Consider the following 23,551-nt stretch of genomic DNA (forward strand, 5'->3'; position numbering starts at 1 on the left):
CCTCAGTCCTCCAGCGCCCGCTCCAGTGCCTCCAGGAACCCGTCGGTCGTCCTGCGGTCGCGTACCGCCAGTCGCAGCCACTCCTCGTCCAGCCCGGGGAAGGTGTCCCCGCGGCGCACGGCCCAGCCGAGGTCGCGCAGACGCCGGCGGACGGTGGACGCCCGGGGCAGGCGGATCAGCACGAAGGGGCCCTCGGCGGGCCCGGCCACCCGTAGCCCGGCCGGGGCGAGACGGGCGAGGCCGGTCAGCAGATGGGCGCGGTCCGCGGCGATGCGGTGCGCCGCGTGGGCCGCCTCCGCCACCGCCCGGGGCCCCACGCACGCCTCGGCCGCGGCCAGCGCCGGGGTCGACACCGGCCACAGGGGCTGGGCCCGCTGGAGGTCCTCGACGGTCTCCGGCGCCGCCAGCACGTACCCGATCCGCAGCCCGGCCAGCCCCCACGTCTTGGTCAGGCTGCGCAGCACCACGAGGCCGGGCACGTCGACCCGCCCGGCCAGGGCCTCACGTTCGCCCGGCACCGCGTCCATGAACGCCTCGTCCACCACCAGCACCCGCCCGGGCCGGGCGAGCCCGGCGATCGTGTCCGCAGAATGCAGCACCGAGGTCGGGTTCGTCGGGTTGCCGATGACCACCAGGTCCGCGTCCTCGGGGACGGCCGCCGGGTCCAGCCGGAAGCCGGCCGTCTCCCGCAGGAGCACCCGCCCGACCGTGTGCCCCGCGTCCCGCAGCGCCGCCTCCGGCTCCGTGAACTGGGGATGCACGACGACCGGCCGCCGCACCTTCAGCGCCCGCGCCAGCAGCACGAACGCCTCCGCCGCGCCCGCCGTCAGCAGCACCCGCTCCACCGGCAGCCCGTGCCGCGCGGCCACCGCCGCCCGCGCGGCCCGCCCGTCCGGGTAGGCCGCGAGCCCGCCGAGCGACGCGGCGATGTGCTCCCGCAGCCACACCGGGGGCGTGTCGGCGCGGACGTTCACGGCGAGGTCCACGAGCGAACCGCCGTCGTCCCGGACCTCCGCGTCCCCGTGGTGGCGCAGATCGTGCCCGCTCTCAGTGCGCATGCGAGTGAGCGCCGTGGTGATGCCCGTGCCCGTGGTGGTGGTCGTCGTCGTCCGGGTGGAAGTGCGGCTGCTGCGGCAGGCCCACCTTGTCCTCGAAGCCCGGCAGCGCGACGCGGTACACGCACGAGTCGCAGTTCATCCGCAGATCGCCCTTGACGGCCTCCTCGTACCGCTCCCACACCAGGTCCAGCAGCTCCGGCTCCGGCCCGATGACGTCGGCCGACAGCACCTCCACCTCCGGGTGCGCGGCCGCCCAGCCCTCCGTCTGGTGCCGCACCCGGTCCGGCAGGATGCCCGTGAACAGGAAGTAGGGCAGGACCACGATCCGGCGCGCGCCCAGCCGCACACAGCGGTCCAGCCCGCTCGGCACGTCAGGCGCCGCCAGCGACACGAACGCCGTCTCGACGCCCGCGTAGCCGCGCCCCTCCCACAGCAGCCGGGCCGCCTTGTGCACCTCGGCGTTGGCGTCCGGATCGGTGGACCCGCGCCCCACCAGCAGGACCGTCACATCGGCCCGGTCGCCGGGCGTGCGGCCCGCCGACCCCAGGGCCTCGTCCAGCCGCCGCTCCAGCACGTTCAGCAGCGCCGGGTGCGGGCCGAGCGGACGCCCGTACGTGTACGAGATACCCGGGTGCCGCTCCTTCTCGCGGGCCAGGGCCGCCGGGATGTCGCCCTTGGCGTGCCCGGCGGACACCAGCATCAGCGGAACGGCGGCGAACCGCCGCACGCCCTGCTCCACCAGCTCGGTGACGGCCTCGCCCAGCGGAGGCGGGGACAGCTCGATGAAGCCGCCGGCTACGGGCAGTTCGGGGTGCCGGGCTCCCAGCTGCCGTACGAAGTCGCGGAACGCCTCGGCTCCGGCGTCGTCCCGGGTGCCGTGGCCGGCGATGAGCAGGGCGGGCGGGGTGGTCACAGTTTCTCCTCGGCGGAAGTGGGGTGGTACAGCAGGGCGTTGAGCGCGGCGGCGGCGACCGCCGACCCGCCCTTCTCGGACACGTTGCTCACGGCGGGCAGCCCGCTCTCGCGCAGCGCGGCCTTCGATTCGACGGCTCCGACGAAACCGACGGGCAGTCCGATGACGAGCGCGGGGTCGGCGTCGAGCGTCAGCAGCTCCTCCAGCGCGGTCGGCGCGTTGCCGATCACCCAGAGGGCGCCGGGCCCGACCTGCTCGTGGGCGAGCCGGATCGCGTGCGCGGACCTGGTCAGCCCGGGACCGGCCTGGGCGTCCCCGAGGCGGCAGACGGTCTCGCGCCGGGTGATGCCGGCGCCGACCATCGCCACGTCCACGACCACGGGCGCCCCGGCGTGCAGCGCCGCGTGCGCCTTCTCGAGGTCCGCCTCGTCCATGACGAGGTCGGTGGCGTAGTCGAGGTCGGCGGCGGAGTGGACGACCCGCTCCACGACCGCCCGGGTCAGCGGCGGGAAGTGCGAGGTGTCCAGCCGGGCCCGCATGCGCCGGTAGGACTCTTCCTCGATGGGATGAACGACTCGGTTCACTCGGAGCCCTCCTGCGCCGACTGCCAGCGGTAGCCGCGCGGCGTCACCATGCGCCCCGCGATGTCCCGGGTCGCCGTGTTGCCCACGGTCACGACCGTCATCATGTCGACCGTCGCCGGGTCGAGGGAGCCCAGGGTGGTGAGCCGGCTGGACTCGTCCGGACGCGAGGCGTTGCGCACCACACCCACCGGCGTCTGCGGTGTCCGGTGCTCGGCGAGGATGCCCAGCGCCTTGGGAAGCTGCCAGTCACGGCCGCGCGAACGCGGGTTGTAGAAGGTGACCACGATGTCCGCCTCGGCCGCCGCCCGCACCCGCCGTTCGATGACCTCCCACGGCGTGTGCAGGTCGGACAGGCTGATCGACACGTGGTCGTGGCCCAGCGGGGCGCCCAGGATCGCACCGGCGGCGAGCGCCGCCGTCACGCCGGGCACACCCACCACGTCGATGTCGTCGGAGGCCTCGGCCAGCGCCGGGGAGGCCATGGCGTAGACGCCCGCGTCGCCGCTGCCGATCAGCGCGACGGCCTGCCCCTTGCGGGCCTCCTCGACCGCCGTGCGCGCCCGCTCCTCCTCGGCCCCCAGCCCCGACTCCAGGATCCGGGTGCCGGGCCGCAGCAGATCACGGATCTGGTCGACGTACTGGTCGAGTCCCACGAGCACGGAGGCCCGCCGCAGTTCGGCCTGCGCACGCAGTGTCAGCAGATCCCGCGCGCCGGGCCCGAGCCCCACCACCGCGAGCCGCCCGCGCCCCGGCCGCCGTACGACGGCACAGGTCGCCATCGCCGGGCTCGCGGCCGACTTCCGCTTGGGGACGAGGAGTTCGCCCCCGCCGACGAGCGCGGCGGCCTCCGCCACGGACGGGGTGCCCACGGCCGCGAGCGGCGCGTCGGACGGGTTGGGCACGTCGACCCCGGCCAGCTCCTCGGCGGAGTACGTCACCAGCGGCACCCCGAGCCGCCGCGCGGCCTCGACGATGCCGGCCTCCCCGGCCTTGGCGTCCACGGTGGCGAGTCCGGCGACGGACGCCACCGACAGCCCGGCCTCCCGCAGGGCCTCCTCGACCAGCCCGAGGACCTCCGCCACGGGGGCGCCCTTGGACGCCCCGACCCCGACGACCAGGGTCGGCGGACGCAGCACGGCCTCGCGCTCGGCCGCCGCCACGAGCCGGTCGGTGAGCCGGATCGTGTACGGCCCCTCCTCCGCCACCGGCAGCGGGGGCAGCGGCCAGGCCACCTCGGCCCGCAGCGCCACCGCCTCGCCGTCCAGCAGCGCCCGCGACACCCCGGCGACATCGCCCTCCACGGGCAGGCCGAGGGTGTCCAGGCCCGGCAGGTCCACGGCGTCCGTGGCCGTCGTCACCACCGGCTCGGCACCCAGCACCTCGCCCACCTCGCGGGCCAGTTCGTTGGCGCCGCCCGCGTGCCCGCCCAGCAGGGACACGGCGAACCGCCCGCCCTCGTCGACGCACACCACGCCCGGGTCCTCGGTCTTGCCGGACAGCAGCGGTGCCACCAGCCGCACCACCGCGCCCGTCGCCAGGAAGCACACGAGCTGCTCGCACTGCGCGAACGCGGTCCGTACAGCGTCCCCGACGGGACCTTCGTAGACACGGGTGCGGTCCGGCCACGCGGCGGCCAGCCGGTCCCGGGCAGCCGCTCCCGCCGCCGTGGCGGAAATGAGGCCGATCACTGGGTGACTCCTTCTTCGATGGCTGCCGGGGGCCGGACGCCCCACAGCAGGAAAACGGGGTTGGTCGCCGCGAGCCGGGTCACGTCCCCGGGCAGCGGCGCGAGCCGCGACGCCTGAAGGAGCACGCCGTCGCAGGTGAGACCGGCGCTCGTCAGGGCCTCGCGCGCGGCCGGCACCCGGTCGAGCGCCGCCATGGCGACGACCACCGTGCGCCGGACGCGTCGCGCGCACGCGGCGACGATCACGGGCAGTTCGCGCCCGCCACCCCCCACGAACACGGCGTCGGGTTCCTCGGCGAGCTCCGCCAGCGCCTCCGGCGCCGCGCCCCGCACCACCCGCACGTCCACACCGTGCGCGGCGGCGTTGGCGCGGACCCGCTCCACCCCGTCCGCGGTCTTCTCCACGGCGGTCACGGCCGCACCGAGCCGCGCGCACTCCACGGCCACGGACCCCGAGCCCGCGCCCACGTCCCACACCAGGTCGCCCGGGCGCGGCCCCAGCCGGGCCAGGGCCAGCGCCCGCACCTCGAACTTGGTGATCATCGAGTCCCGGTGGGCGAACTCCGCCTCGTCCAGAGCCCAGCCGGCGGGCCGCTCACCCGGGCCCGCGACCGTCCGTACGGGGCCGAGCGCCCGCGCCTCGTCCAGGCACAGCACCACGTTCACCGCCGTACCCCAGTCCCGGGCGGCGGCCTCGGCGGGCGTCACCCGCTCCACGCGCTCCGCCCGCGAGCCGAGCCCGGAGGCGACGACCAGCACCCGTGCCACGCCCCGCAACGCGGCACCCAGCTCCGCCGGACCGGCGCCAGGGCCGGTCAGCACTGCCGTCTTGGCCTGCGTCCGGCACACGTTGACGGCCGTCCGCAGCTCCCGCCCATGGGCACTCACCACCACGGCGTCGTCCCACGGCAGCCCGATCCGCGCGAACGCGGCGGCCACCGACGACACCCCGGGCCGCACGTCCAGCCGCTCCGGCCCGAACCGCTCCGCCAGCACCCGCACGATCCCGAAGAACCCGGGGTCGCCGGAGGCCAGCACCACGACGGGACGGTCCTTCGCGACGTACGCGCCGATGGTGTCGAGGGCCGGCGTGAGAGGCCCGAGCACGACCCGCTCCGCCGTCTCCGGCAGCCGTACGGCATCGAGGTGCCGCCGCCCGCCCACCACCAGCCCGGCACCGGCGAGGACGTCGTCGGAAGGCGCCGTCCCCGTCCCCGTGCCGACCACCGTGATCACGTACTCGCCCCCCGCTCGCGCAGCGCCCGGCGCGCCTGCGGGTCGGCCTTGCGGTAGCCGTGGAAGTGACCGGGGTGGTACAGGTGCGAGCGCGTGCCGTGCGCGTCGAGCGCCGGGCCGACCAGGAAGAGGGTGTGCTTCCAGAGCTTGTGCTCCTTGACCGTCTCCTCCAGCGTGCCGATCGTGCACCTCACGACCAGCTCCTCCGGCCAGGTCGCCTGGTACGCCACCACGACCGGGGTCGTCGTCGGGTAACCGCCCTCCAGCAGCTCCCGCACGAGCTGCCCGCTGCGGGCGGCGGAGAGGAACACCGCCATGGTGGTGCCGTGCTTGGCGAACTCCCGGACCTCCTCGCCGGGCGGCATGGGCGTCTTGCCGCCGCCGAGCCGGGTCAGCACGACCGACTGCGCGACCTCCGGGATGGTCAGCTCGCGCTGCGCGAGCGCCGCGACGGCCGAGAAGGAGGACACCCCGGGCACGATCTCGGTCGCGATGCCGATCTCGGCGCAACGGTCGACCTGCTCCTGCGTGCCGCCCCACAGGGCCGGGTCGCCGGAATGGATCCTGGCCACCTTCAGCCCCTCGCCGCGTGCCCGCTCGTACACGGCGACGACGTCCTCCAGGGACATGGTCGCCGAGTCGAGGATCTCCGCGTCCTCGCGGGCGTGCTCCAGGACCTCCTCCTGGACCAGGCTGGCCGCCCAGATCACGACGTCCGCCTCGGCGATGGCGCGCGCGGCGCGGAACGTCAGCAGGTCGGCGGCGCCGGGGCCGGCACCGACGAAGGTCACTTTGCCGGCGGGGGCGTCGGCCATGGGATGGATCCTCTCGTACAGGGGATGGAACGGGGGAAGACGGGCGGGAGGGGTCAGAGCTTTCCGCCGCGCCCGCCGTCACGCCGGGCGGGTGCGATGAGCGTCGACAGATAGGGCAGGGGCGTGTCGTCGAGCTCGGCGGCCCGGCGCACGGACTCCTCCGGCAGGCCGAGCGCCGAGCCCCACACGGCGTCCCCGAGCCGCCCGGTCTCCCGCAGCGCCTCGGCGACCTCGTGCGCCTGCCGCCCGAACTTGTAGGCGACCACGGTCCCGGGCCCGGCCAGCGCGTCCTTCAGCACGGCCGACCCGGCGGTGACGGGCACGAGCGTGAGCGGCTCGGTCCCCTCGGTCAGCACCGCACCCGACCGGGCGGCGAGATCCTGCATGGCGGTGATACCGGGCACCGTCTCGACGACGGTCCCCGGCACGAGCTCGGCGATGGTCTGCGCGAGGTAGGTGAAGGTCGAGTACACGTTGGGGTCCCCGATGGTCGCGAAGGCCACCGACGGGTGCCGCCGCAGCAACTCGGCGACCCGCTCGCCGGCCGCGTCCCAGGCGGCCTCGCGCCGCTCCCGGTCGCTGCGCTCGTTCAGCGCGAACACGACCCGGACGACCTTCTCCTCGGGCACGTAGTGCAGCACGGTCGCCTCGGCCCGGCCGCGCTCCCCGCCGTCCGTCCCGTCGGGCGCGGCCATCACGGGCACCACCACGACCTCGGCTTCCCGCAGGGCGTTGACGCCCTTGACGGTCACCAGTTCCGGATCCCCGGGCCCGACCCCGACTCCGATCAGCCTGCTGCTCATGACGTCCGGCACCTCTCCACGAACCGATGGGCGACACCGGGCTCGGACGCCCAGTGCGTGTGCAGATAGCTCGCGTGCACACCGCGCTGTACAAAACCTTCGACCCGCGGCCGGGGGTTGCGGACTCCCCAGGCGGGCTCCGCCCCCGCGCCGGGCTCCACGACGGTCCGGTGGAACTCGTGCCCCCGCATCCGCGTTCCGGCCACGGCGAGGGCACTGTCGCCCACGGCCACGGCGTCCCGGTAGCCCAGCGTGAGCCGCTCGGTCATCCGCGCGCGGGCGTCCAGCACCCCGCACATCGGCAGCCCGTCCAGCTCCCGGCACAGATACAGCAGCCCGGCACACTCGGCGGCCACGGGAGCGCCGCCCGCCGCCAGCTCGGCAACGGCCTTGCGCAGGGGTTCGTTGGCGGACAGCTCGGCGGCGTACACCTCGGGAAACCCGCCCCCGATCACCAACCCGGCGGCCCCCTCGGGCAGTTCCTCGTCCCGCAGGGGGTCGAAGGTGACGACCTCGGCTCCGGCGGCGGTGAGCAGCTCGGTGTGTTCGGCGTAGGAGAAGGTGAAGGCGGGCCCACCGGCGACGGCGACTACGGGCGATCGCGGGCCTGCGGGGGACTCTCGTCTCTCATCCGGCCGCGGCGGGTGGTGGGTGGGCGAGGCGGGGGTCCAGGGGGCGGAGCCCCCTGGTACGGCACCGGCAGCACGTGCCAGCGCCTCCAACGCCCCCAGGTCACACCCGTCCAAGACCTGCGCAGCCATCGCAGCGACCGCCTCGACCGCCGCACCCTGCCGCTCGGCCACAGGAACCAGCCCGAGATGCCGTGACGGCGTCGCCACCTGAGCAGCCCGCCGCAACACCCCCAGCACAGGCACCCCCGCCTGCTCCAACGCCTCCCGCAGCAACTCCTCGTGCCGGTCCGAGGCGACCTTGTTCAGGATCACGCCCCCGACCCGCACCTCCGGATCCCAGGAGGCGAACCCGTGCACCAGCGCCGCCACCGACCGGGACTGCGACGACGCGTCCACGACCAACACCACCGGCGCCCCCAGCAGCTTCGCGACATGCGCCGTGGAGGCGAGCTCACCCTCACCCGCGGCACCGTCGTACAGCCCCATCACACCCTCGACGACGGCGATGTCACACCCCTGTGCCCCGTGCAGGAACAGCGGCCCGACCAGCTCGGGCCCGCACAGGTACGCGTCGAGGTTCCGTCCCACTCGCCCGGTCGCGAGCGCGTGGTACCCGGGGTCGATGTAATCCGGCCCGACCTTGTGCGGGGACACGGCGAGCCCCCGCGCGGCGAACGCGGCCATCAGCCCCGTGGCGACGGTGGTCTTGCCGCTGCCCGACGAGGGCGCGGCGATGACCAGCCGTGGGACGGAAGCACTCACCACTCGATGCCCCTCTGGCCTTTCTGGCCCGCGTCCATGGGGTGCTTGACCTTGGACATGTCGGTCACGAGATCGGCGAAGTCCACGAGCTTCTCCGGCGCGTTCCGCCCGGTGATGACGACGTGCTGCGTCCCCGGCCGCTCCCGCAGCACGGAGATCACCTCGTCCGTGTCCACCCACCCCCAGTGCATCGGGTAGGCGAACTCGTCGAGCACGTACAGCTTGTACGTCTCGGCGGCCAGGTCCCGCTTGACCTGCTCCCAGCCCTCCCGGGCCTTCTCCTCGTTGTCCATCTGGGCGTCGCGCTGCACCCAGGACCAGCCCTCGCCCATCTTGTGCCAGTCGACGGACCCGCCCTCGCCGGAGGCGCCGAGCACCCGCAGCGCGTTCTCCTCGCCGACCTTCCACTTCGCCGACTTGACGAACTGGAACACCCCGATCGGCCACCCCTGGTTCCAGGCCCGCAGCGCGAGCCCGAAGGCGGCGGTGGACTTGCCCTTGCCGATGCCCGTGTGCACCACGACCAGCGGCCGGTTCCGCCGCTGCCGTGTCGTCAGTCCGTCGTCCGGCACCACACTCGGCTGTCCCTGCGGCATTACGCGGCCCTCCTCTGCACGTCCTTCACGAGCCCGGCGATGCTGTCCGCCCGCAGCTCGTCCAATGTCACGGCCGTACCGCCCAGTTCACCCGCGAGCTGCCCGGCGAGCCCGAGCCGTACCGGCCCCGACTCGCAGTCCACGACGACGGAGGCGACCCCGTCGGCCGCGAACAGCCGGGCCGCACGCCCGGCCAGGGCGACCGGCTCGGGGCCACCGGTGGCCCGTCCGTCCGTCACCACCACGACCAGCGGCCGCCGCACGGGATCGCGCAGCCGCTCCACGCGCAGCACGTCGTGGGCACGCAGCAGCCCCGTGGCGAGCGGCGTGCGCCCGCCGGTAGGCAGCGTCTCCAGCCGGGCAGCCGCCGCGTCCACCGACGAGGTCGGCGGCAGCGCGACGTCCGCGTCCGTGCCGCGGAAGGTCACCAGACCTACCTTGTCGCGCCGCTGGTAGGCGTCCAGCAGCAGCGACAGCACGGCGCCCTTGACGGCACTCATCCGCTGCCGGGCCGCCATCGACCCGGAGGCGTCCACGACGAACAGCACGAGATTGCCCTCGCGTCCCTCGCGGGTGGCCTGCCGCAGATCGTCACGGCGCACCACCAGTCCCGGTCCGGACCGCCCCCGTGCCCGCTGGTGCGGCGCCGCGGCCTGCACGGTCGCCGCCAGGTGCAGCTTGGTGAGCGCGCCCCGGGGCCGCCGGGCCCCGGTCGTCCGCCCATGCTCGGTCCGTGCCCGCGAGCGCCGCCCGGCGGCACCCTCGCCGATCCCGGGCACGCTCAGCACTTTGGTGCGGAACGGCTCGGAGGCGCGTGCGGCCGGCTGCTCGCCGGCGCCCGAGGGCTGCGGCTGCCCGCCCTCGCCGGCCTCGGGCCGGGCCGCGGTGTCGCCGTCGCCCTGGGGCGCGTCGTCGGGGTCCGGCTGCCCGCCGCCCCCGCCGGGCCCGTCCGGCCCGGGGTCCGGGTCGGGATCGTCGTCGTCCGAACCGCCGAACTCCTCCAGGGTCTCGTCGAGCTTGTCCTCGTCGAGACCCGGCGCGTCGAAGGGGTTGCGCCGCCGCCGGTGCGGCAGTGCGAGCAGCGCCGCCTGCCGGACGTCCTCCGCGAGCACGTCCGTGCGGCCGGCCCAGGCCGCCAGCGCGGTGGCGGTCCGTGCCATCACGATGTCGGCGCGCATGCCGTCCACCTCGAAGGCCGCGCAGGTCGCCGCGATCTGCCGCAGCGCCCCGTCGCCCAGCCGCACGGACGGCAGCAGCTCCCGGGCGGCGACGATCCGGGCCCGTACGGCGGCCTCCTCCTCGGCCCAGCGCGCGGCGAAGGCGGCCGGGTCGTCGTCGTAGGCCAGTCGCCGCCTGACGACCTCGACCCGCTGGTCCGGCTCCCGGGAGGCCGCGACCTCCACGGTCAGCCCGAACCGGTCGAGCAGCTGCGGCCGCAGCTCGCCCTCCTCGGGGTTCATGGTGCCGACGAGCAGGAACCGCGCCGCGTGCCGCACCGAGACGCCCTCGCGCTCGACGTACGAGGCGCCCATCGCGGCGGCGTCCAGCAGCAGGTCGACCAGGTGGTCGTGGAGCAGGTTGACCTCGTCGACGTAGAGGATCCCGCGGTGCGCGTCGGCCAGCAGGCCCGGCTCGAAGGCCTTCACGCCCTCGGAGAGCGCCCGCTCGATGTCCAGTGCGCCGACCAGCCGGTCCTCGGAGGCGCCGACGGGCAGTTCGACCATGCGCGCGGCCCGGGTCTCGAACGCCCCCGGCTCGTGCGGCCCGTCGGGGCAGCCGGTGTCGGGGGAGCCGGGGTCGCAGGAGAACCGGCAGCCGGAGACGACGTCCAGCGTGGGCATGAGCGCCGACAGCGCTCGCACCGCCGTCGACTTGGCCGTGCCCTTCTCGCCGCGCACCAGCACACCGCCGACCGCCGGTGACACCGCGTTCAGCAGCAGCGCGAGCCGCAAGTCGTCCTGGCCGACGACGGCCGTGAACGGAAAGGGGGTGCTCACTTCTCGTCGCCCTCCAGGTCGCCTTCGAGTTCCAGATAGGTGGCGCGCAGCCGTTCCAGCGTCTCCGCGTCGGGCTCGGCCCACAGTCCGCGCTCTGCGGCCTCCAGCAGCCGCTCGGTGATGCCGCGCAGAGCCCAGGGGTTGGACTTCTTCATGAAGTCCCGGTTCTCCGGGTCGAAGACGTACTCGGCGCTGAGCTTCTCGTACATCCAGTCGTCCACGACCCCGGCCGTGGCGTCGTACCCGAACAGGTAGTCCACCGTCGCCGCCATCTCGAAGGCGCCCTTGTAGCCGTGCCGCCGCATGGCCGCCATCCAGCGCGGGTTGACCACCCGGGCGCGGAACACGCGGTGCGTCTCCTCGCCGAGCGTGCGGGTCTTCACCTGGTCGGGGGTGGCCGAGTCGCCGACGTACGCCTCGGGGCTCTCGCCCGTCAGGTGCCGCACCATGGCGACCATGCCGCCGTGGTACTGGAAGTAGTCGTCGGCGTCGACCAGGTCGTGCTCACGGGTGTCGACGTTCTTCGCGGCCACCGCGATCCGCTTGAACGCCGTCTCCATGTCCCCGCGCGCGGCTCGCCCGTCGAGTCCCCGCCCGTAGGCGTAGCCGCCCCACACCGCGTACACCTCGGCGAGGTCCGCGTCCGAGCGCCAGTTGCGGGCGTCGATCAGCGGCAGCAGACCGGCCCCGTACGCCCCCGGCTTGGAGCCGAAGATGCGGGCCGTGGCCCGGCGGCGGTCGCCGTGCTCGGCGGTGTCCTGGTCGGCGTGGGCCCGGACGTAGTTGGACTCGGCCGGCTCGTCCAGTTCGGCGACCGTGCGGACCGCGTCGTCGATCAGTCCCACCACGTGCGGGAACGCGTCCCGGAAGAAGCCCGAGATGCGGACCGTCACGTCGATGCGCGGCCGGCCGAGCTCCGCCGGGGGGATCACCTCGAAACCGGTCACGCGCCGCGAGGCGTCGTCCCACACCGGCCGGCAGCCCAGCAGCGCCAGGATCTCGGCGATGTCGTCGCCCTGGGTGCGCATCGCCGAGGTGCCCCACACGGTCAGGCCGACGGACTTCGGGTACTCACCGGTGTCCTGCAGATACCGCTGCACCAGCGAGTTCGCGAGCGACTGCCCGACCTCCCAGCTCAGCCGGGACGGGATGGCCTTGGGGTCGACGGAGTAGAAGTTGCGGCCCGTCGGCAGGACGTTGACGAGCCCGCGGGTCGGCGAGCCGGACGGACCGGCCGGGACGTAACCGCCGTTCAGGGCCCGCAGGATGTGCCCGATCTCGTCGGTGGTCTTCTCCAGCCGGGGCACGACCTCGGAACAGGCGAACTCCAGCACCGCGACCGCCTCGGGCAGTTCGGTGCCGAGGACCTCCCGGACCAGGGGCGCGCTCTCGGCGACCGCCCAGCCGCGCTCCTCCATGCCCTCCGCGATCCGCCGGCACAGCTGCTCCAGCAGGTCGATCGCGTCGGCGGCGCTGCGTGCCGGGCCGTCCACCAGGTCCGTCAGCTCCACGGGCACCTTCACCGGAGCGCCCGGCTCGGCCAGCAGCTCCTTCTCCACCAGCCCGAAGTGCCGCGCCAGCGACGCCCTGAGGCCCGGCAGCGCGTTGGCCTGTCCGCCCCACACCTGCGAGGCGCGCAGCACGGCCAGCACGAGGTTGACGCGCGGCTCGCCGACCGGACCGCCGCCCAGGATGTGCAGGCCGTCGCGGATCTGCACGTCCTTGATCTCGCACAGGTAGCCGTCGATGTGCATGACGAACTCGTCGAACTCCGCGTCGTCCGGCTGTTCGTCGACGTGCAGGTCGTGGTGGAGTTCGGCGGCCTTGACCAGCGTCCAGATCTGGGCGCGCACGGTCGGGGCCTTCGTCGGGTCCAGGTCGGAGACGAGCGCGTACTCGTCGAGGAGCTGCTCCAGCTTGGCCAGGTCGCCGTAGGTGTCGGCGCGGGCCATCGGCGGCACGAGGTGGTCGACGACCGTGGCGTGCCCGCGCCGCTTGGCCTGGGTGCCCTCGCCCGGGTCGTTGACGATGAACGGGTAGACCAGCGGCAGGTCCCCGAGGACCGCGTCCGGGGCGCAGCCCCCGCCGAGCCCGAGCCCCTTGCCCGGCAGCCACTCCATCGTGCCGTGCTTGCCCATGTGGACGATGGCGTCGGCGCCGAAACTGTTCTCCAGCCACCGGTAGGCCGCCATGTAGTGGTGGGACGGCGGCATGTCCGGGTCGTGGTAGATCGCGATCGGGTTCTCGCCGAAGCCGCGCGGCGGCTGGATCATCACGACGACGTTCCCGAACTGCAGGGACGCCAGCACGATGTCGTCCCCGTCGACGTAGAGGCTGCCCGGCGGCTCGCCCCACGCTTCGGTCATGGCGTCCTTCAGCTCCGGGTCGAGCTTCTCGAACCAGGCCCGGTAGTCCGCCAGCGGCACCCGCGCGGGCGCGGCGGCCAGCTGCTCCTCCGTCAGCCACTCCACGTCGTGCCCGCCGGCGTTGATGAGCCGGTGGATCAGCTCGTCACCCTCGTCCGGATGCCCCTCGACGACGTACCCGGCGTCCCGCAGCGCGTCCAGCACCCGCACCGCCGAGGCCGGGGTGTCGAGCCCGACCGCGTTGCCGACCCGCGAGTGCTTGGTCGGGTAGGCGGTGAAGACCAGCGCGAGCTTCTTCTCGGCGTTGTCCTTGTGCCTCAGCCGCGCGTGCCGTACGGCGATGCCGGCGACGCGTCCCGCACGCTCCGGGTCGGCGACGTAGACGGGCACGTCGGCCATATCGTCGTCGACCCGCTCCTTGAAGGAGAACGGCACGGTGATGAGCCGCCCGTCGAACTCCGGGATCGCCACCTGCATCGCGGCGTCCATGGGGGAGAGGGCGGCGTCCGAGTCCGCCCAGGCCTGCCGCGAGGACGTCAGGCACAGGCCCTGCAGCACGGGGATGTCCAGCTCGGCGAGGGCGCCGATGTCCCAGGCCTCCTCGTCACCGCCCGCCGAGGCCTGCGAGGCGTGGGTGCCGCCCGCGGCGAGGACGGTCGCGACCAGGGCGTCCGCCTGTCCGAGGATCTCGTACAGTCCCGCGTCCGCGCCGCGCAGCGAACCGCAGTACACGGGCAGCGCGTTGGCGCCGCGCGCCTCGATGGCGTCGCACAGGGTGTCGACGAAGGCGGTGTTGCCGCTCAGTTCGTGGGCCCGGTAGAAGAGCACGCCGACGGTCGGACGGCCCTCCACCCGGGCGCGCTCGCCGTGGACTCCGTACTCCGGCATCTTCCGCGGCTCGACGAACCCCTCGCCCGTCAGCAGCACGGTGTCCGAGAGGAAGCGGGCGAGTTCGGTGAGGTTCTCCGGCCCGCCCTCCACGAGGTACTTCAGCGCCTCGGCCACGACACCGGCCGGGACGGACGACTCGGCCATCAGCTCCGCGTCCGGCACGGCCTCGCCGCCGAGCAGCACGGTGGGGACGCCGGAGGCCTTCAGCGCGGCGAGACCGTCCTCCCAGGCCCGCTTGCCGCCGAGCAGCCGGACGACGGCGACGGACGCCCCGTCCAGCAGCGCCGGCAGCTCCTCCCGGACGTCCACGCGGGTCGGGTTGCCGATCCGGTAGTCGGCACCGGAGGCGGCCCGGGCCGCCAGCAGGTCCGTGTCGGCGGTCGACAACAACAACACAGTGCTCATGCGGGTGCTCCCGGTGGAATGAAGGGCAGTCCTTGCGGCGCGCCGGACTCGATGAGCCGCCACAGCGCGTCGGTGTCCGCGTGCTGTTCGATCAGGTCGCCGAGCCGGTCGAGCTGCTCCTCGCGCAGCGCGGCGAACGAGGTGTCCGGCGCGGGCACGAAACGGCGGCCCGCGGCGGCCGCCACCTCGCGCAGAAAGGCCCGCCGGAAGCCGTCCGACTCCAGTGAGCCGTGCCAGTGCGTGCCCCAGGTCTGGCCGACCCGGCAGCCGTCCAGGAAGGGTTCTCCGCCGATGACGTCGGCGACCCCGTGGTGGATCTCGTAACCCTCGACCCGCTCGCCGAGGGCCTCGCCCTGCGGCCGGGTGAGGGTCTTCTCGCGGGCGAACCGCACCCGCACGGGCAGGATCCCGAGCCCGTCGACGCGACCCCTGCGGCTCTCCACGTCGTCCTCGATGCGCTCGCCGAGGATCTGGAAGCCGCCGCAGATGCCGAGCACGGGCCGCTGCTCGGCGGCCCTGCGGACCAGCGCCTCGGCGAGGCCCCGCTCACGCAGCCACTCCAGCGCCCGGACCGTCCCGCGGGTGCCCGGCACGACGACGAGGTCGGCGTCGGACAGTTCCTCCGGCCGGTCCACGAACCGCACCACGACGCCCGGTTCGGCGGCCAGCGCGTCCACGTCGGTGAAGTTCGACATGAGCGGCACGGCACAGACCGCGACGCGCAGCACGTCCTCGCCCACGGGCGGGGCGACGACGGACTCCCGCACGGTCCCGCGCAGCGAGACCCTGAGGCCGTCCTCCTCGTCGATCCCGAGCCCGTGCCGGAACGGCAGCACACCGTAGGTCCGCCGACCCGTGAGCCCGTGCAGCATCTCCAGACCCGGCTCCAGCAGGGAGACGTCCCCGCGGAACTTGTTGACGAGGAACCCGGCGACACAGGCCTGGTCCTCGGGCGACAGCAGGGCCACCGTCCCGAAGAACGAGGCGAACACACCGCCCCGGTCGATGTCGCCGACGACGAGCACGGGCAGCCCGGCGTTACGGGCGATCCCCATGTTCACGATGTCCGTCCGCCGCAGATTGATCTCGGCGGGAGAACCGGCCCCCTCACAGATCACCGCGTCATACGTGCCCCGCAACTGCTCCAGGCAGTCCAGCACCGTCCCGAGCAGCCGCTGTTGCCGGCCGCCGTGGTAGCCGCGCGCACTCATCTCCCCGACCGGCTTGCCCAGCAGCACGACCTGGCTGCTCTGCTCGCCACCGGGCTTGAGCAGGACGGGGTTCATCAGCGCGGTCGGCTCGACGCGGCAGGCCTGCGCCTGCATGGCCTGTGCCCGCCCGATCTCGGCCCCCTCCGTCGTCACGAAGGAGTTCAGGGACATGTTCTGCGCCTTGAAGGGCGCGACCTTGACGCCTTGGCGCACCAGCCACCGGCAGATCCCGGCGGTCACGACGCTCTTGCCGGCGTCGCTGGTCGTCCCGGCGACAAGAAGCCCACCGCTCATGTCAGTTCCCCCTTTTCGTTGACCGCGCGCTCATCAGCAACCGCGCACCGGCGCACACCCCGAGCGCGAGCCACGTGACGCGCTGCGACAGCCGCACGGCCCGTTCGACGTCGTGTGTGCCGACGGCCCGCCCCCGCGTGTTCAGCACGGGCCGGTGCTCCACCCGTCCGCCGTACGAGAGCGTCCCGCCGAGCCGCACCCGGAGCGCCCCCGCGAACGAGGCCTCCACGGGCCCGGCGTTGGGACTCGGATGCTCGGCCGCATCGGCCCGCCAGGCCCGCACGGCCCCCCGCGGATCCGGCCCGGCCAGGGCGGCGAGCACGGCGGTCAGCCGCGCCCCCGGCCACCCGGCGAGGTCGTCCAGACGCGCGGAGGCCCACCCGTAGCGGCGGTAGCGGGCCGACTTGTGCCCGACCATGGCGTCCAGGGTGTTGACGGCCCGGAACCCGAGCAGCCCCGGCACCCCGCCGACGGCGCCCCACACCAGCGCCCCCACCACCGCGTCGGAGGTGTTCTCGGCGACCGACTCGACCACGGCGCGGGCCATGCCGTCGGCGTCGAGGGCCTGTGGATCCCGGCCGCACAGGTGCGGCAGCCGCGCCCGGGCCGCCTCGACGTCCCCGGCCTCCAGGGCACGCCCGATGGTCCGCGCCTCCCGGGCGAGTGAAGTCCCCCCGACGACGGCCCAGGTGGCGGCTGCGGTCAGCGCGACGGACGCGACGGGGGACGTCCGCACGGCACGCGCGGCGACGGACCCGAGGGCGACGGCCCCTCCGGCACACGCGGCGGTGTGCAGCGCGCCCCACCCGCGGTGGTCCCGCCACAACACCCGTTCCACGGCACCCGCGGCCCGTCCGAACGCGGCGACCGGATGCCCCCGGCGAGGATCACCGAGCAGCAGGTCACCGATCAGACCGGCGGCGGCGCCGTACGCGAAGACGCGACCGGCACCCATGGGCTCAACCGGCCAGGAGGGCGGGCAGGGGTGGGGTGCTGAACCTCGATCGGCAGCCGCGCATGGCGATATGTGTCCTCACTCAGGGTGTCCACGCCCTGGTTCGACGAGACCGGCGGTGAGAGTTCCTGGCTCCCGGGGATTGCTACCCCGGTGACAGTGGCGGGACCGCGCCGGACTCGCACCGGCTTCCTCTCCTGCCGCCGTAACTGGCCTCGGCAGTCCACCATGGCCGGGAACCGCCGTCAACTTGCCGTTGACCTGCGCGGGGAGAGTGTGGAGAACCCCACATCGCCCCTGCCCTCGCACGACGACCGGGCGGCACGGGACCGAAGTCCCGTGCCGCCCGGTGGACACGACGTGCGGTCGGTCGGGCCCTCAGGCCACGATCAGATAGATCCCGTACCCCACGGCCGCCGCACACGCCGCGAAGCACGCGTACGCGCCGGTGACGGCGAGCCCCGCGGAGCCGCCCTGCGCCGCCGCCCGCTCGCGGCGCGACAGGCCGGTGATGCCGAGGGTGAACAGGCCGACGAGGGCCACGGTGACCACGAGGCTGACACCGAAGACGGAGCCGAGGGCCGCCCAGTCGATCTTCATATCGGAGACTCTTCCTTGTAACCGGTGGCGGGTCAGACCGTGGTGGTCGTGGTCGGCGTGCGCTCGGCGGTGGCCTGCGACGGGAACGAGGGGACCGGGTCCTCCGGCGCGGCGGCCGTGCCACCCGCCGGCGGCGGCGTCACCGCGGCGATCGCCGTGGTCACCACACCGGCCGGCTCCGCCTCGACGGTGTCCTCGGTGTCGCAGACGTTGGTGTGGTCGACGACCTCACGCCGCGAGAGCTTCCAGATCGCCGCGCTGGAGGCGACGAGGAAGACGGCCACCACGGCGGTGCCCCAGCTGCCGAAGCCGGTGACGTACTCGGCGAGAGCACCCACCAGGGCCGCGGCCGGCAGCGTCAGACCCCAGGCGACGAACATCCGCGTCGCGGTGGACCAGCGGACCACACCGCCCCTGCGGCCGAGCCCGGCACCCATCACCGAGCCGGACACGGAGTGCGTCGTGGAGAGGGAGAAACCGAGGTGCGAGGAGGCCAGGATGACCGTGGCCGCGGAGGTCTGGGCGGCGAAGCCCTGCTGCGGCTGGAGGTCGGTCAGTCCCTTGCCCATGGTGCGGATGATGCGCCAGCCGCCCAGGTAGGTGCCGAGCGCGATGGCGAGACCCGCCGAGAGGATGACCCACATGGGCGGGTCGGAGTCGGGGGCGACGGCGCCGCCGGCGACCAGGGCGAGGGTGATGACACCCATCGTCTTCTGCGCGTCGTTGGTGCCGTGGGCCAGGGAGACCAGGCCCGCGGAGGCGATCTGGCCGGCCCGGTAGCCCTTCTTGGACGCGTTGCCGTCGGCCTTGCTGCCGAGGGAGTAGGTCAGCCGCGTGGCGAGCATCGCCGCGATGCCCGCGACCAGCGGGGCGGCGATCGCCGGGATCAGCACCTTGGTGACCAGCACGTCCCCGTGCACCGCGCCGACGCCCGCCGAGGCGATCGTGGCGCCGATCAGACCGCCCATGAGGGCGTGGGAGGAGCTGGAGGGCAGACCGACCAGCCAGGTCAGCAGGTTCCAGAGGATCGCGCCGACCAGGGCGGCGAAGATGACCTCGGGACGGATGCCGGCCTCGTCGACGAGGCCTTTGGAGATCGTGTTGGCGACTTCGACGGACAGGAAGGCGCCGACCAGGTTGAGGACCGCGGACATGGCCACCGCAACCTTGGGCCGCATGGCGCCCGTGGAAATGGTGGTGGCCATCGCGTTCGCGGTGTCGTGGAAACCGTTCGTGAAATCGAACGCGAGTGCGGTTACCACCACAATCGCGAGGATCAGCGAGAAGCTTTCCATTTACCCAGGCAATCGTTCGAGGTTGTTGGCTCGATGAACGTAGGGAACCTGGGTGAACGGAAGATGAACTGGGAGGGGCGCAGGGGTGACCGCAATAGGGGGTCGGCATTCCGCCACGGAACGGCCTCCCGGGGCCCCGCGGACCGGCCACCGCGGGCGGACCGCTTCAGTCGTTCGAGTGGCCCGTCGGAGAGGTTCCGGTCACACGTCGGGGTGCCGCCGCCGTTGTGTACGAAGTCCCCGCTTCCGCGGCGCTTCGAAGCGCCGCCTGGCAGGATCGCGGCATGGCTGAGCAGCGAGGCGACGAACGGCGCACGGCGGACGTGCGGGGGAGCGCGGCGGATGTGCGGGCGAGTGCGGGGGAGCCGCACCGGGGGGCCGCGCGCCCCGAGGAGGCCCGCGCCTGGGACGACCTCGTCACGACGGCCCGCCGGACGGTCACGGACGGACTCGTCGTCGGTACGTCCGGCAACGTCTCGGTGCGCGTCGGGGACACCGTCCTGGTCACGCCCTCCGGCGTCCCCTACGACCGGCTGACGCCGGAGGACGTGACCGGCGTCGACCTCGACGGCCGGCAGGTCCTCGGCACCCTCGTCCCGACCAGCGAGCTGCCCATGCACCTCGCCGTCTACCGCACGACCGACGCGCTGGCCGTCGTCCACACCCACGCCGTGCACGCCACGGCCGTCTCGACACTCGTGACCGAGCTTCCGCCGATCCACTACATGACCGCCGCGCTCGGCGGCCCCGTCCGGGTCGCCCCGTACGCCCCGTACGGCAGCGACGAGTTGGCCGAGAACATGCTCCGGGCCCTCGCCGGCCGTTCCGGGTGCCTCCTCCGGAACCACGGCACCCTCACCCACGCCGGCACCCTCGCCCAGGCCTACGACCGCACCGCCCAGCTGGAGTGGATGTGCCGCCTGTGGCTCACCGCCTCCTCGGTGCCCGGCCTGGCCCCGAGCCTGCTGTCCCCGGAGCAGCTGACGGAGGCGGGGGAGCGCCTGCGCGGTTACGGCCAGCGCGGCTGAGCCGTTCCCGCGCCCGCCGCGGACCTCACTCCCCGGCTCCCTCCCACTGGTCGCCCGCGCCGTCCGCCGGGACACTGGAGCCGTGCGCACTGCCAGAGCGACGGCCGCTGCCGTCACCGCCGTGATCGGGGCCGGTGCCGCCGCGGTGGCCGCCGGCCGGCTCGCCAGCGACGCCGCGCTCAAGGCGCCCCCCGGCAGGCCCCTGCCCACCGAACCCCGGCTCACCGTGCACGGCACCGCCGCCGGGCAGATCCGCCTCACCCGTGACCTCGCCGCCCTGCGCCCCGGCCGCTACGGCCTCTCCGGCGACGGCTCCCACGCCGTCGTCGGCCCCGTCCTGACCGGCGCCCAGACCCCCGCCGACACCGTCGTGCGCCGCCTGGAGAGCGTCACGCACGGCACGCTGAAATCCGGGGACAAGGTGTGGCTCACGCCGAACGTGTACGTCGGCGATCCCGGCACCGCCCTCGGACTCGCACACGCCGACGTCGACGTCCCCGGCGAACTCGGCGCCCTGCCCGCGTGGTTCGTGCCGGGCAAGCGGAGCACCTGGGTGATCGCCGTGCACGGCCTGGGCACCACCCGGGAACTCGCCCTGAACATCATGGGATTCCTGCACCGCGGCCACTTCCCGGTGCTCGCCCTCGCCTACCGCGGCGACCTGGGCGCGCCGCGCCCGCCCGACGGCCTGAACCACCTCGGTGAGACCGAGTGGCGCGACGTCGACGCGGCGATCCGCCATGCCGTGCGCCACGGGGCCCGGCAGGTCGTCCTGCACGGCTGGTCCACCGGCGCCACCATGGCCCTGCACGCCGCCGCGCACTCGGGGCTGCGTGACCGCGTGTGCGGGCTCGTCCTGGACTCCCCGGTGCTCAGCTGGGAGACCACCCTGCGCGCCCTCGCCTCGGCCCGCCGCACGCCGGGCGCGCTGCTGCCCCTCGCGGTCCGCGCCGCCCAGGGCCGCACCGGCCTGACCGGCGACCGCGTCGCGGGCACGGCCCCGTCCGACGGGCTGCGCGTCCCGGCGCTCGTCGTCCACGGGCCGGGCGACACCGTCGCCCCCTGGCAGCCGTCGCGCCGGCTCGCCGAGGCCCGCCCCGACCTGGTCGCCCTCCGCACCGTCGCCGACGCTCCCCACGGCGCCATGTGGAACGCCGACCCGGACGGCTACGAGGAGGCGCTGCGGCGCTTCCTGACGCCCCTGATGTGAGCGCCCTCCGGTCCACCCGCCGCCGCGCGTCTTCCGGCGGCCTCTCACACACCCCCCGTTCACGCCCCCTTCGCCCCGCCGCAACCACGTCTCCTCCCGCTTCTCGCGGACCGGTCGGCCTGATTCCGTTTAGCGTCGTACCACTGGCCGGTTCACGGCCCTCGACCACTCTCGCGAGCCGGTGCGTTGGCCATCCCCGTCGCCCGCCGTGACATTCCGTTTGGGTTTTCGGACCGTCAACCGGAAGACTGCCCCCGTGACGTCCCGTATCCCGCGCGACTCCAGGCTTCGACTCGTCCGCCCGCGACCCCTGGCCGCCGCCCCTCCCGTGATGAACCAGCGGCGCTCGCGCCGCCCCGCGCCGCGCCCCCCGGAGGGCACCCCGGCACCGGCGGAGCTGGCCAGAATGGCTCGCTCAGGTCTTGCCGACGCGGCCCGCGTCGCCCGCTGGGCGGACGCCGCGCTCGGCCCCGGCCGGGACAGCGCCACCGACGACGGCAAAGCCACCCTCTCCGACGCGACCGCCGAACGGGCAGCCCGCGAATTGGGCCTGACCCCGGCTCAGGTCAGAGCCGACTGGGACACCGCCCGCCTGGCCGGCCTCGTCGAGGTGCACGGCGACAGCGCCCGCCCCGGCTGGCGGCTGCGCGCCTGGGACCGCGACGACAGTGCCGTGCTGCGCGGCTGGGTCGCACTCTTCGACGCCTGGTCGCTCGCCCACCCGGAGCCCGCGGAGCACGAGCCCGCCGCCGTCGCCGAGGTCGTCTCGGCCATGCCGCAGGCGCTCTCCTTCCTCCAGCTGTCCGCCGGGCCCGTACCCGTGGAGCAGCTCCTGGACCTGCTGGAGCAGCGCGTCACCGAGCTGCGCACCGCACGCTGCGAGATCCCCTACGGCCCCCAGCCCGAGCCGTCGGCCGAACCGGAGCCCACCGACGCCCCGCTCGCCCCGCTGCTCGACTGGGCCCTGCGCGCCCTCGCCTCCGTCGGCGCCCTCACCTACGGCGACGGCCAGGCCACCCTCACCCCTCTCGGCAGCTGGGCCGTCTGGGTCAAGCTGGAGCAGATCTGCGTCGCCGCGCAGAGCCCCGCCGGGAACATCGAGCAGGCCGCCGACGACATGCTCCGCGGCTGCGCCCAGCTGCGCCCGAACGCGGCCCGCGCCGAGTACCGCGCCTGGCTCGCCGCCCGCCCGGTCGGCAGCGCCGTCACCGAACTGCTCGGCGCCGCCCGCGGCGAGGACGCCCTGCTGCGCGGCCTCGCCTTCGAGGCGCTGCGCGTGGTCGGCGCCCCCGCCGAGCCGGACGTCCGCGGCGTGCTGGACGAGCCCACGCTCAGGCCGTACGCGCTGCTGTGGCTGGCCGAGCACGACGGCGCCGACCCCGAGGACGCCCACGAGGTCCTCACCCGCGAGGAGGCGACCTGGCTGTGGGTGGACACCGCCGCCGCCGTCGCCGACCACGGTGAGGCGCCGCTGCTGGTGCGCCACCTGGAGTCGGCGGTGCAGCCGACCGTCCCGAGGCTCCTGGACGAGGTACGCGCCGTGGGGCACCCGCGCACCGTGCAGGTGCTGGTGGCCCTCGCCGCCGCACACCCCGACCCGGCCCTCGCCAAGGCGGTCCGCAGGGCCGCCTTCCAGGTGCACACCGGCGGCAGCTGAGGCAGCCGGATCCGGGGGACGTCAGCCCGTCGTGATCTCCGGCGCGTACGTGCCGAAGCTCCACACATTGCCCTCGAGGTCGCGGGCCATGTAGTCCCGCGAGCCGTAGTCCTGGTCCGTCGGGGGCATCAGCACCTCCACGCCGTGCTCCACGGCGTGGCGGTGGTGCCCGTCCACGTCGTCCACCACCACGTACACCCCGGTGGTTCCCGCGTTCTTCATCGCCGTGTCGAACAGGCCGCCCCGGCCCTTGCTCCCGACCATCACCGCGCCGTTGCCCTGCGCCAGCTCGGCGTGCAGCACCGAGCCGTCCTCGCCCTCGTACACCGACAGCTCCGTGAAGCCGAAGGCCTCCGTGAGCTGGCGGATCGCCGCTTTCGCGTCCCTGTACAACAGCGTCGGGTAGAGGCTCGGACGCCCGCCGGACGTGCCTGCCATGGCGATCACTTCCTCGTGTCTCGCGGGGCCGTACCCCTCAGTGTTCCACCGGCCACCGGCAACGGCCCCGCGTCCGGCCGCCGGTGATCGAACACCCGCACACAGAAAAAGTGGTTGC

19 protein-coding genes and 1 riboswitch are annotated in these 23,551 nt (G+C 74.3%); of the genes, 3 read left to right on the forward strand and 16 right to left on the reverse strand.

All coding sequences use genetic code 11. The features are described 5' to 3' along the window. Window positions 1–2: 2 nt before the first annotated feature. The 15 genes from cobC to ABTX60_RS03705 form a co-directional block, all read right to left on the reverse strand. Entirely contained in the window at window positions 3–1,058 is a 1,056-nt protein-coding gene (gene cobC, locus ABTX60_RS03635) for an Rv2231c family histidinol phosphate aminotransferase CobC (protein ID WP_352095429.1), read from the reverse strand. Next, complete coding sequence (locus ABTX60_RS03640; RefSeq protein ID WP_352095430.1) at window positions 1,048–1,971, reverse strand: sirohydrochlorin chelatase; 924 nt, start codon at window positions 1,969–1,971, stop codon at window positions 1,048–1,050. Before ABTX60_RS03640 ends, cobC begins: the two co-directional genes overlap by 11 nt. Further along, entirely contained in the window at window positions 1,968–2,555 is a 588-nt protein-coding gene (locus ABTX60_RS03645; protein WP_352095431.1) for a precorrin-8X methylmutase, read from the reverse strand. Before ABTX60_RS03645 ends, ABTX60_RS03640 begins: the two co-directional genes overlap by 4 nt. Continuing rightward, window positions 2,552–4,243, reverse strand: a complete 1,692-nt coding sequence (gene cobJ / locus ABTX60_RS03650) for a precorrin-3B C(17)-methyltransferase (RefSeq protein ID WP_352095432.1) — start codon at window positions 4,241–4,243, stop codon at window positions 2,552–2,554. Before cobJ ends, ABTX60_RS03645 begins: the two co-directional genes overlap by 4 nt. Next, on the reverse strand, window positions 4,240–5,478 hold the full coding sequence (gene cbiE, locus ABTX60_RS03655) for a precorrin-6y C5,15-methyltransferase (decarboxylating) subunit CbiE (RefSeq protein ID WP_352095433.1): 1,239 nt from the start codon (window positions 5,476–5,478) through the stop codon (window positions 4,240–4,242). Before cbiE ends, cobJ begins: the two co-directional genes overlap by 4 nt. Then, a complete protein-coding gene (gene cobM / locus ABTX60_RS03660; protein WP_352095434.1) occupies window positions 5,475–6,293 on the reverse strand; it encodes a precorrin-4 C(11)-methyltransferase in 819 nt (272 codons plus the stop codon). Before cobM ends, cbiE begins: the two co-directional genes overlap by 4 nt. A gap of 53 nt (window positions 6,294–6,346) precedes the next feature. Beyond that, entirely contained in the window at window positions 6,347–7,096 is a 750-nt protein-coding gene (cobI, locus tag ABTX60_RS03665; RefSeq protein WP_352095435.1) for a precorrin-2 C(20)-methyltransferase, read from the reverse strand. Further along, entirely contained in the window at window positions 7,093–8,490 is a 1,398-nt protein-coding gene (locus ABTX60_RS03670; RefSeq protein ID WP_352095436.1) for a cobyrinic acid a,c-diamide synthase CobB, read from the reverse strand. The genes cobI and ABTX60_RS03670 overlap by 4 nt, the downstream gene beginning before the upstream one ends. Further along, the gene (gene cobO / locus ABTX60_RS03675) at window positions 8,487–9,086 is read right to left on the reverse strand and encodes a cob(I)yrinic acid a,c-diamide adenosyltransferase (protein WP_352095437.1); all 600 of its coding nucleotides are present in this window, start codon (window positions 9,084–9,086) and stop codon (window positions 8,487–8,489) included. Before cobO ends, ABTX60_RS03670 begins: the two co-directional genes overlap by 4 nt. Continuing rightward, entirely contained in the window at window positions 9,086–11,083 is a 1,998-nt protein-coding gene (locus tag ABTX60_RS03680) for a putative cobaltochelatase (RefSeq protein WP_352095438.1), read from the reverse strand. Before ABTX60_RS03680 ends, cobO begins: the two co-directional genes overlap by 1 nt. After that, window positions 11,080–14,745 (reverse strand): cobaltochelatase subunit CobN, encoded by a 3,666-nt coding sequence (gene cobN, locus ABTX60_RS03685; RefSeq protein ID WP_352095439.1) that lies wholly within the window; start codon window positions 14,743–14,745, stop codon window positions 11,080–11,082. The genes ABTX60_RS03680 and cobN overlap by 4 nt, the downstream gene beginning before the upstream one ends. Then, complete coding sequence (locus ABTX60_RS03690; protein WP_352095440.1) at window positions 14,742–16,250, reverse strand: cobyric acid synthase; 1,509 nt, start codon at window positions 16,248–16,250, stop codon at window positions 14,742–14,744. The genes cobN and ABTX60_RS03690 overlap by 4 nt, the downstream gene beginning before the upstream one ends. A 1-nt stretch (window position 16,251) precedes the next feature. Then, entirely contained in the window at window positions 16,252–17,205 is a 954-nt protein-coding gene (locus ABTX60_RS03695; RefSeq protein WP_352095441.1) for a cobalamin biosynthesis protein, read from the reverse strand. A 100-nt stretch (window positions 17,206–17,305) separates the two neighbouring features. After that, window positions 17,306–17,448, reverse strand: a riboswitch (cobalamin riboswitch). A 135-nt stretch (window positions 17,449–17,583) separates the two neighbouring features. Beyond that, window positions 17,584–17,805: a hypothetical protein gene (locus ABTX60_RS03700; RefSeq protein WP_352095442.1), complete on the reverse strand. Its 222-nt coding sequence runs from the start codon at window positions 17,803–17,805 to the stop codon at window positions 17,584–17,586. A 32-nt stretch (window positions 17,806–17,837) separates the two neighbouring features. Beyond that, window positions 17,838–19,100: an inorganic phosphate transporter gene (locus tag ABTX60_RS03705; RefSeq protein ID WP_352095443.1), complete on the reverse strand. Its 1,263-nt coding sequence runs from the start codon at window positions 19,098–19,100 to the stop codon at window positions 17,838–17,840. Between the two features lie 284 nt (window positions 19,101–19,384). Here ABTX60_RS03705 and ABTX60_RS03710 point away from each other — a divergent pair, with 284 nt between their 5' ends. The 3 genes from ABTX60_RS03710 to ABTX60_RS03720 all read left to right on the forward strand — a co-directional run bounded on the left by ABTX60_RS03710 (window position 19,385) and on the right by ABTX60_RS03720 (window position 22,995). After that, window positions 19,385–20,128, forward strand: coding sequence for a class II aldolase/adducin family protein (locus tag ABTX60_RS03710; protein ID WP_352095444.1), 744 nt, complete (start codon window positions 19,385–19,387; stop codon window positions 20,126–20,128). An 82-nt stretch (window positions 20,129–20,210) separates the two neighbouring features. Then, on the forward strand, window positions 20,211–21,338 hold the full coding sequence (locus tag ABTX60_RS03715) for an alpha/beta hydrolase (protein WP_352095445.1): 1,128 nt from the start codon (window positions 20,211–20,213) through the stop codon (window positions 21,336–21,338). Between the two features lie 256 nt (window positions 21,339–21,594). Further along, window positions 21,595–22,995: a hypothetical protein gene (locus ABTX60_RS03720; protein WP_352095446.1), complete on the forward strand. Its 1,401-nt coding sequence runs from the start codon at window positions 21,595–21,597 to the stop codon at window positions 22,993–22,995. A gap of 21 nt (window positions 22,996–23,016) precedes the next feature. Here the strand turns inward: ABTX60_RS03720 and ABTX60_RS03725 are convergent, their stop codons facing one another. Next, window positions 23,017–23,433, reverse strand: a complete 417-nt coding sequence (locus tag ABTX60_RS03725) for a VOC family protein (RefSeq protein ID WP_352095447.1) — start codon at window positions 23,431–23,433, stop codon at window positions 23,017–23,019. Between the last annotated feature and the right edge of the window lie 118 nt (window positions 23,434–23,551).

This window comes from Streptomyces sp. NPDC126510 (assembly GCF_040302345.1).
In the GTDB taxonomy this organism is placed as follows: Bacteria; Actinomycetota; Actinomycetes; order Streptomycetales; family Streptomycetaceae; genus Streptomyces.

Excerpts from the sequence above, each read along its gene's own strand:
- ABTX60_RS03725 (WP_352095447.1), bottom strand. The coding sequence starts at position 23,433 with ATGGCAGGCACGTCCGGCGGGCGTCCGAGCCTCTACCCGACGCTGTTG.
- cobI (WP_352095435.1), bottom strand. The coding sequence starts at position 7,096 with ATGAGCAGCAGGCTGATCGGAGTCGGGGTCGGGCCCGGGGATCCGGAA.
- cobN (WP_352095439.1), bottom strand. The coding sequence starts at position 14,745 with ATGAGCACTGTGTTGTTGTTGTCGACCGCCGACACGGACCTGCTGGCG.
- ABTX60_RS03705 (WP_352095443.1), bottom strand. The coding sequence starts at position 19,100 with ATGGAAAGCTTCTCGCTGATCCTCGCGATTGTGGTGGTAACCGCACTC.
- ABTX60_RS03690 (WP_352095440.1), bottom strand. The coding sequence starts at position 16,250 with ATGAGCGGTGGGCTTCTTGTCGCCGGGACGACCAGCGACGCCGGCAAG.
- ABTX60_RS03710 (WP_352095444.1), top strand. The coding sequence starts at position 19,385 with ATGGCTGAGCAGCGAGGCGACGAACGGCGCACGGCGGACGTGCGGGGG.
- cobO (WP_352095437.1), bottom strand. The coding sequence starts at position 9,086 with ATGCCGCAGGGACAGCCGAGTGTGGTGCCGGACGACGGACTGACGACA.
- cobC (WP_352095429.1), bottom strand. The coding sequence starts at position 1,058 with ATGCGCACTGAGAGCGGGCACGATCTGCGCCACCACGGGGACGCGGAG.
- ABTX60_RS03695 (WP_352095441.1), bottom strand. The coding sequence starts at position 17,205 with ATGGGTGCCGGTCGCGTCTTCGCGTACGGCGCCGCCGCCGGTCTGATC.
- cobM (WP_352095434.1), bottom strand. The coding sequence starts at position 6,293 with ATGGCCGACGCCCCCGCCGGCAAAGTGACCTTCGTCGGTGCCGGCCCC.
- ABTX60_RS03700 (WP_352095442.1), bottom strand. The coding sequence starts at position 17,805 with ATGAAGATCGACTGGGCGGCCCTCGGCTCCGTCTTCGGTGTCAGCCTC.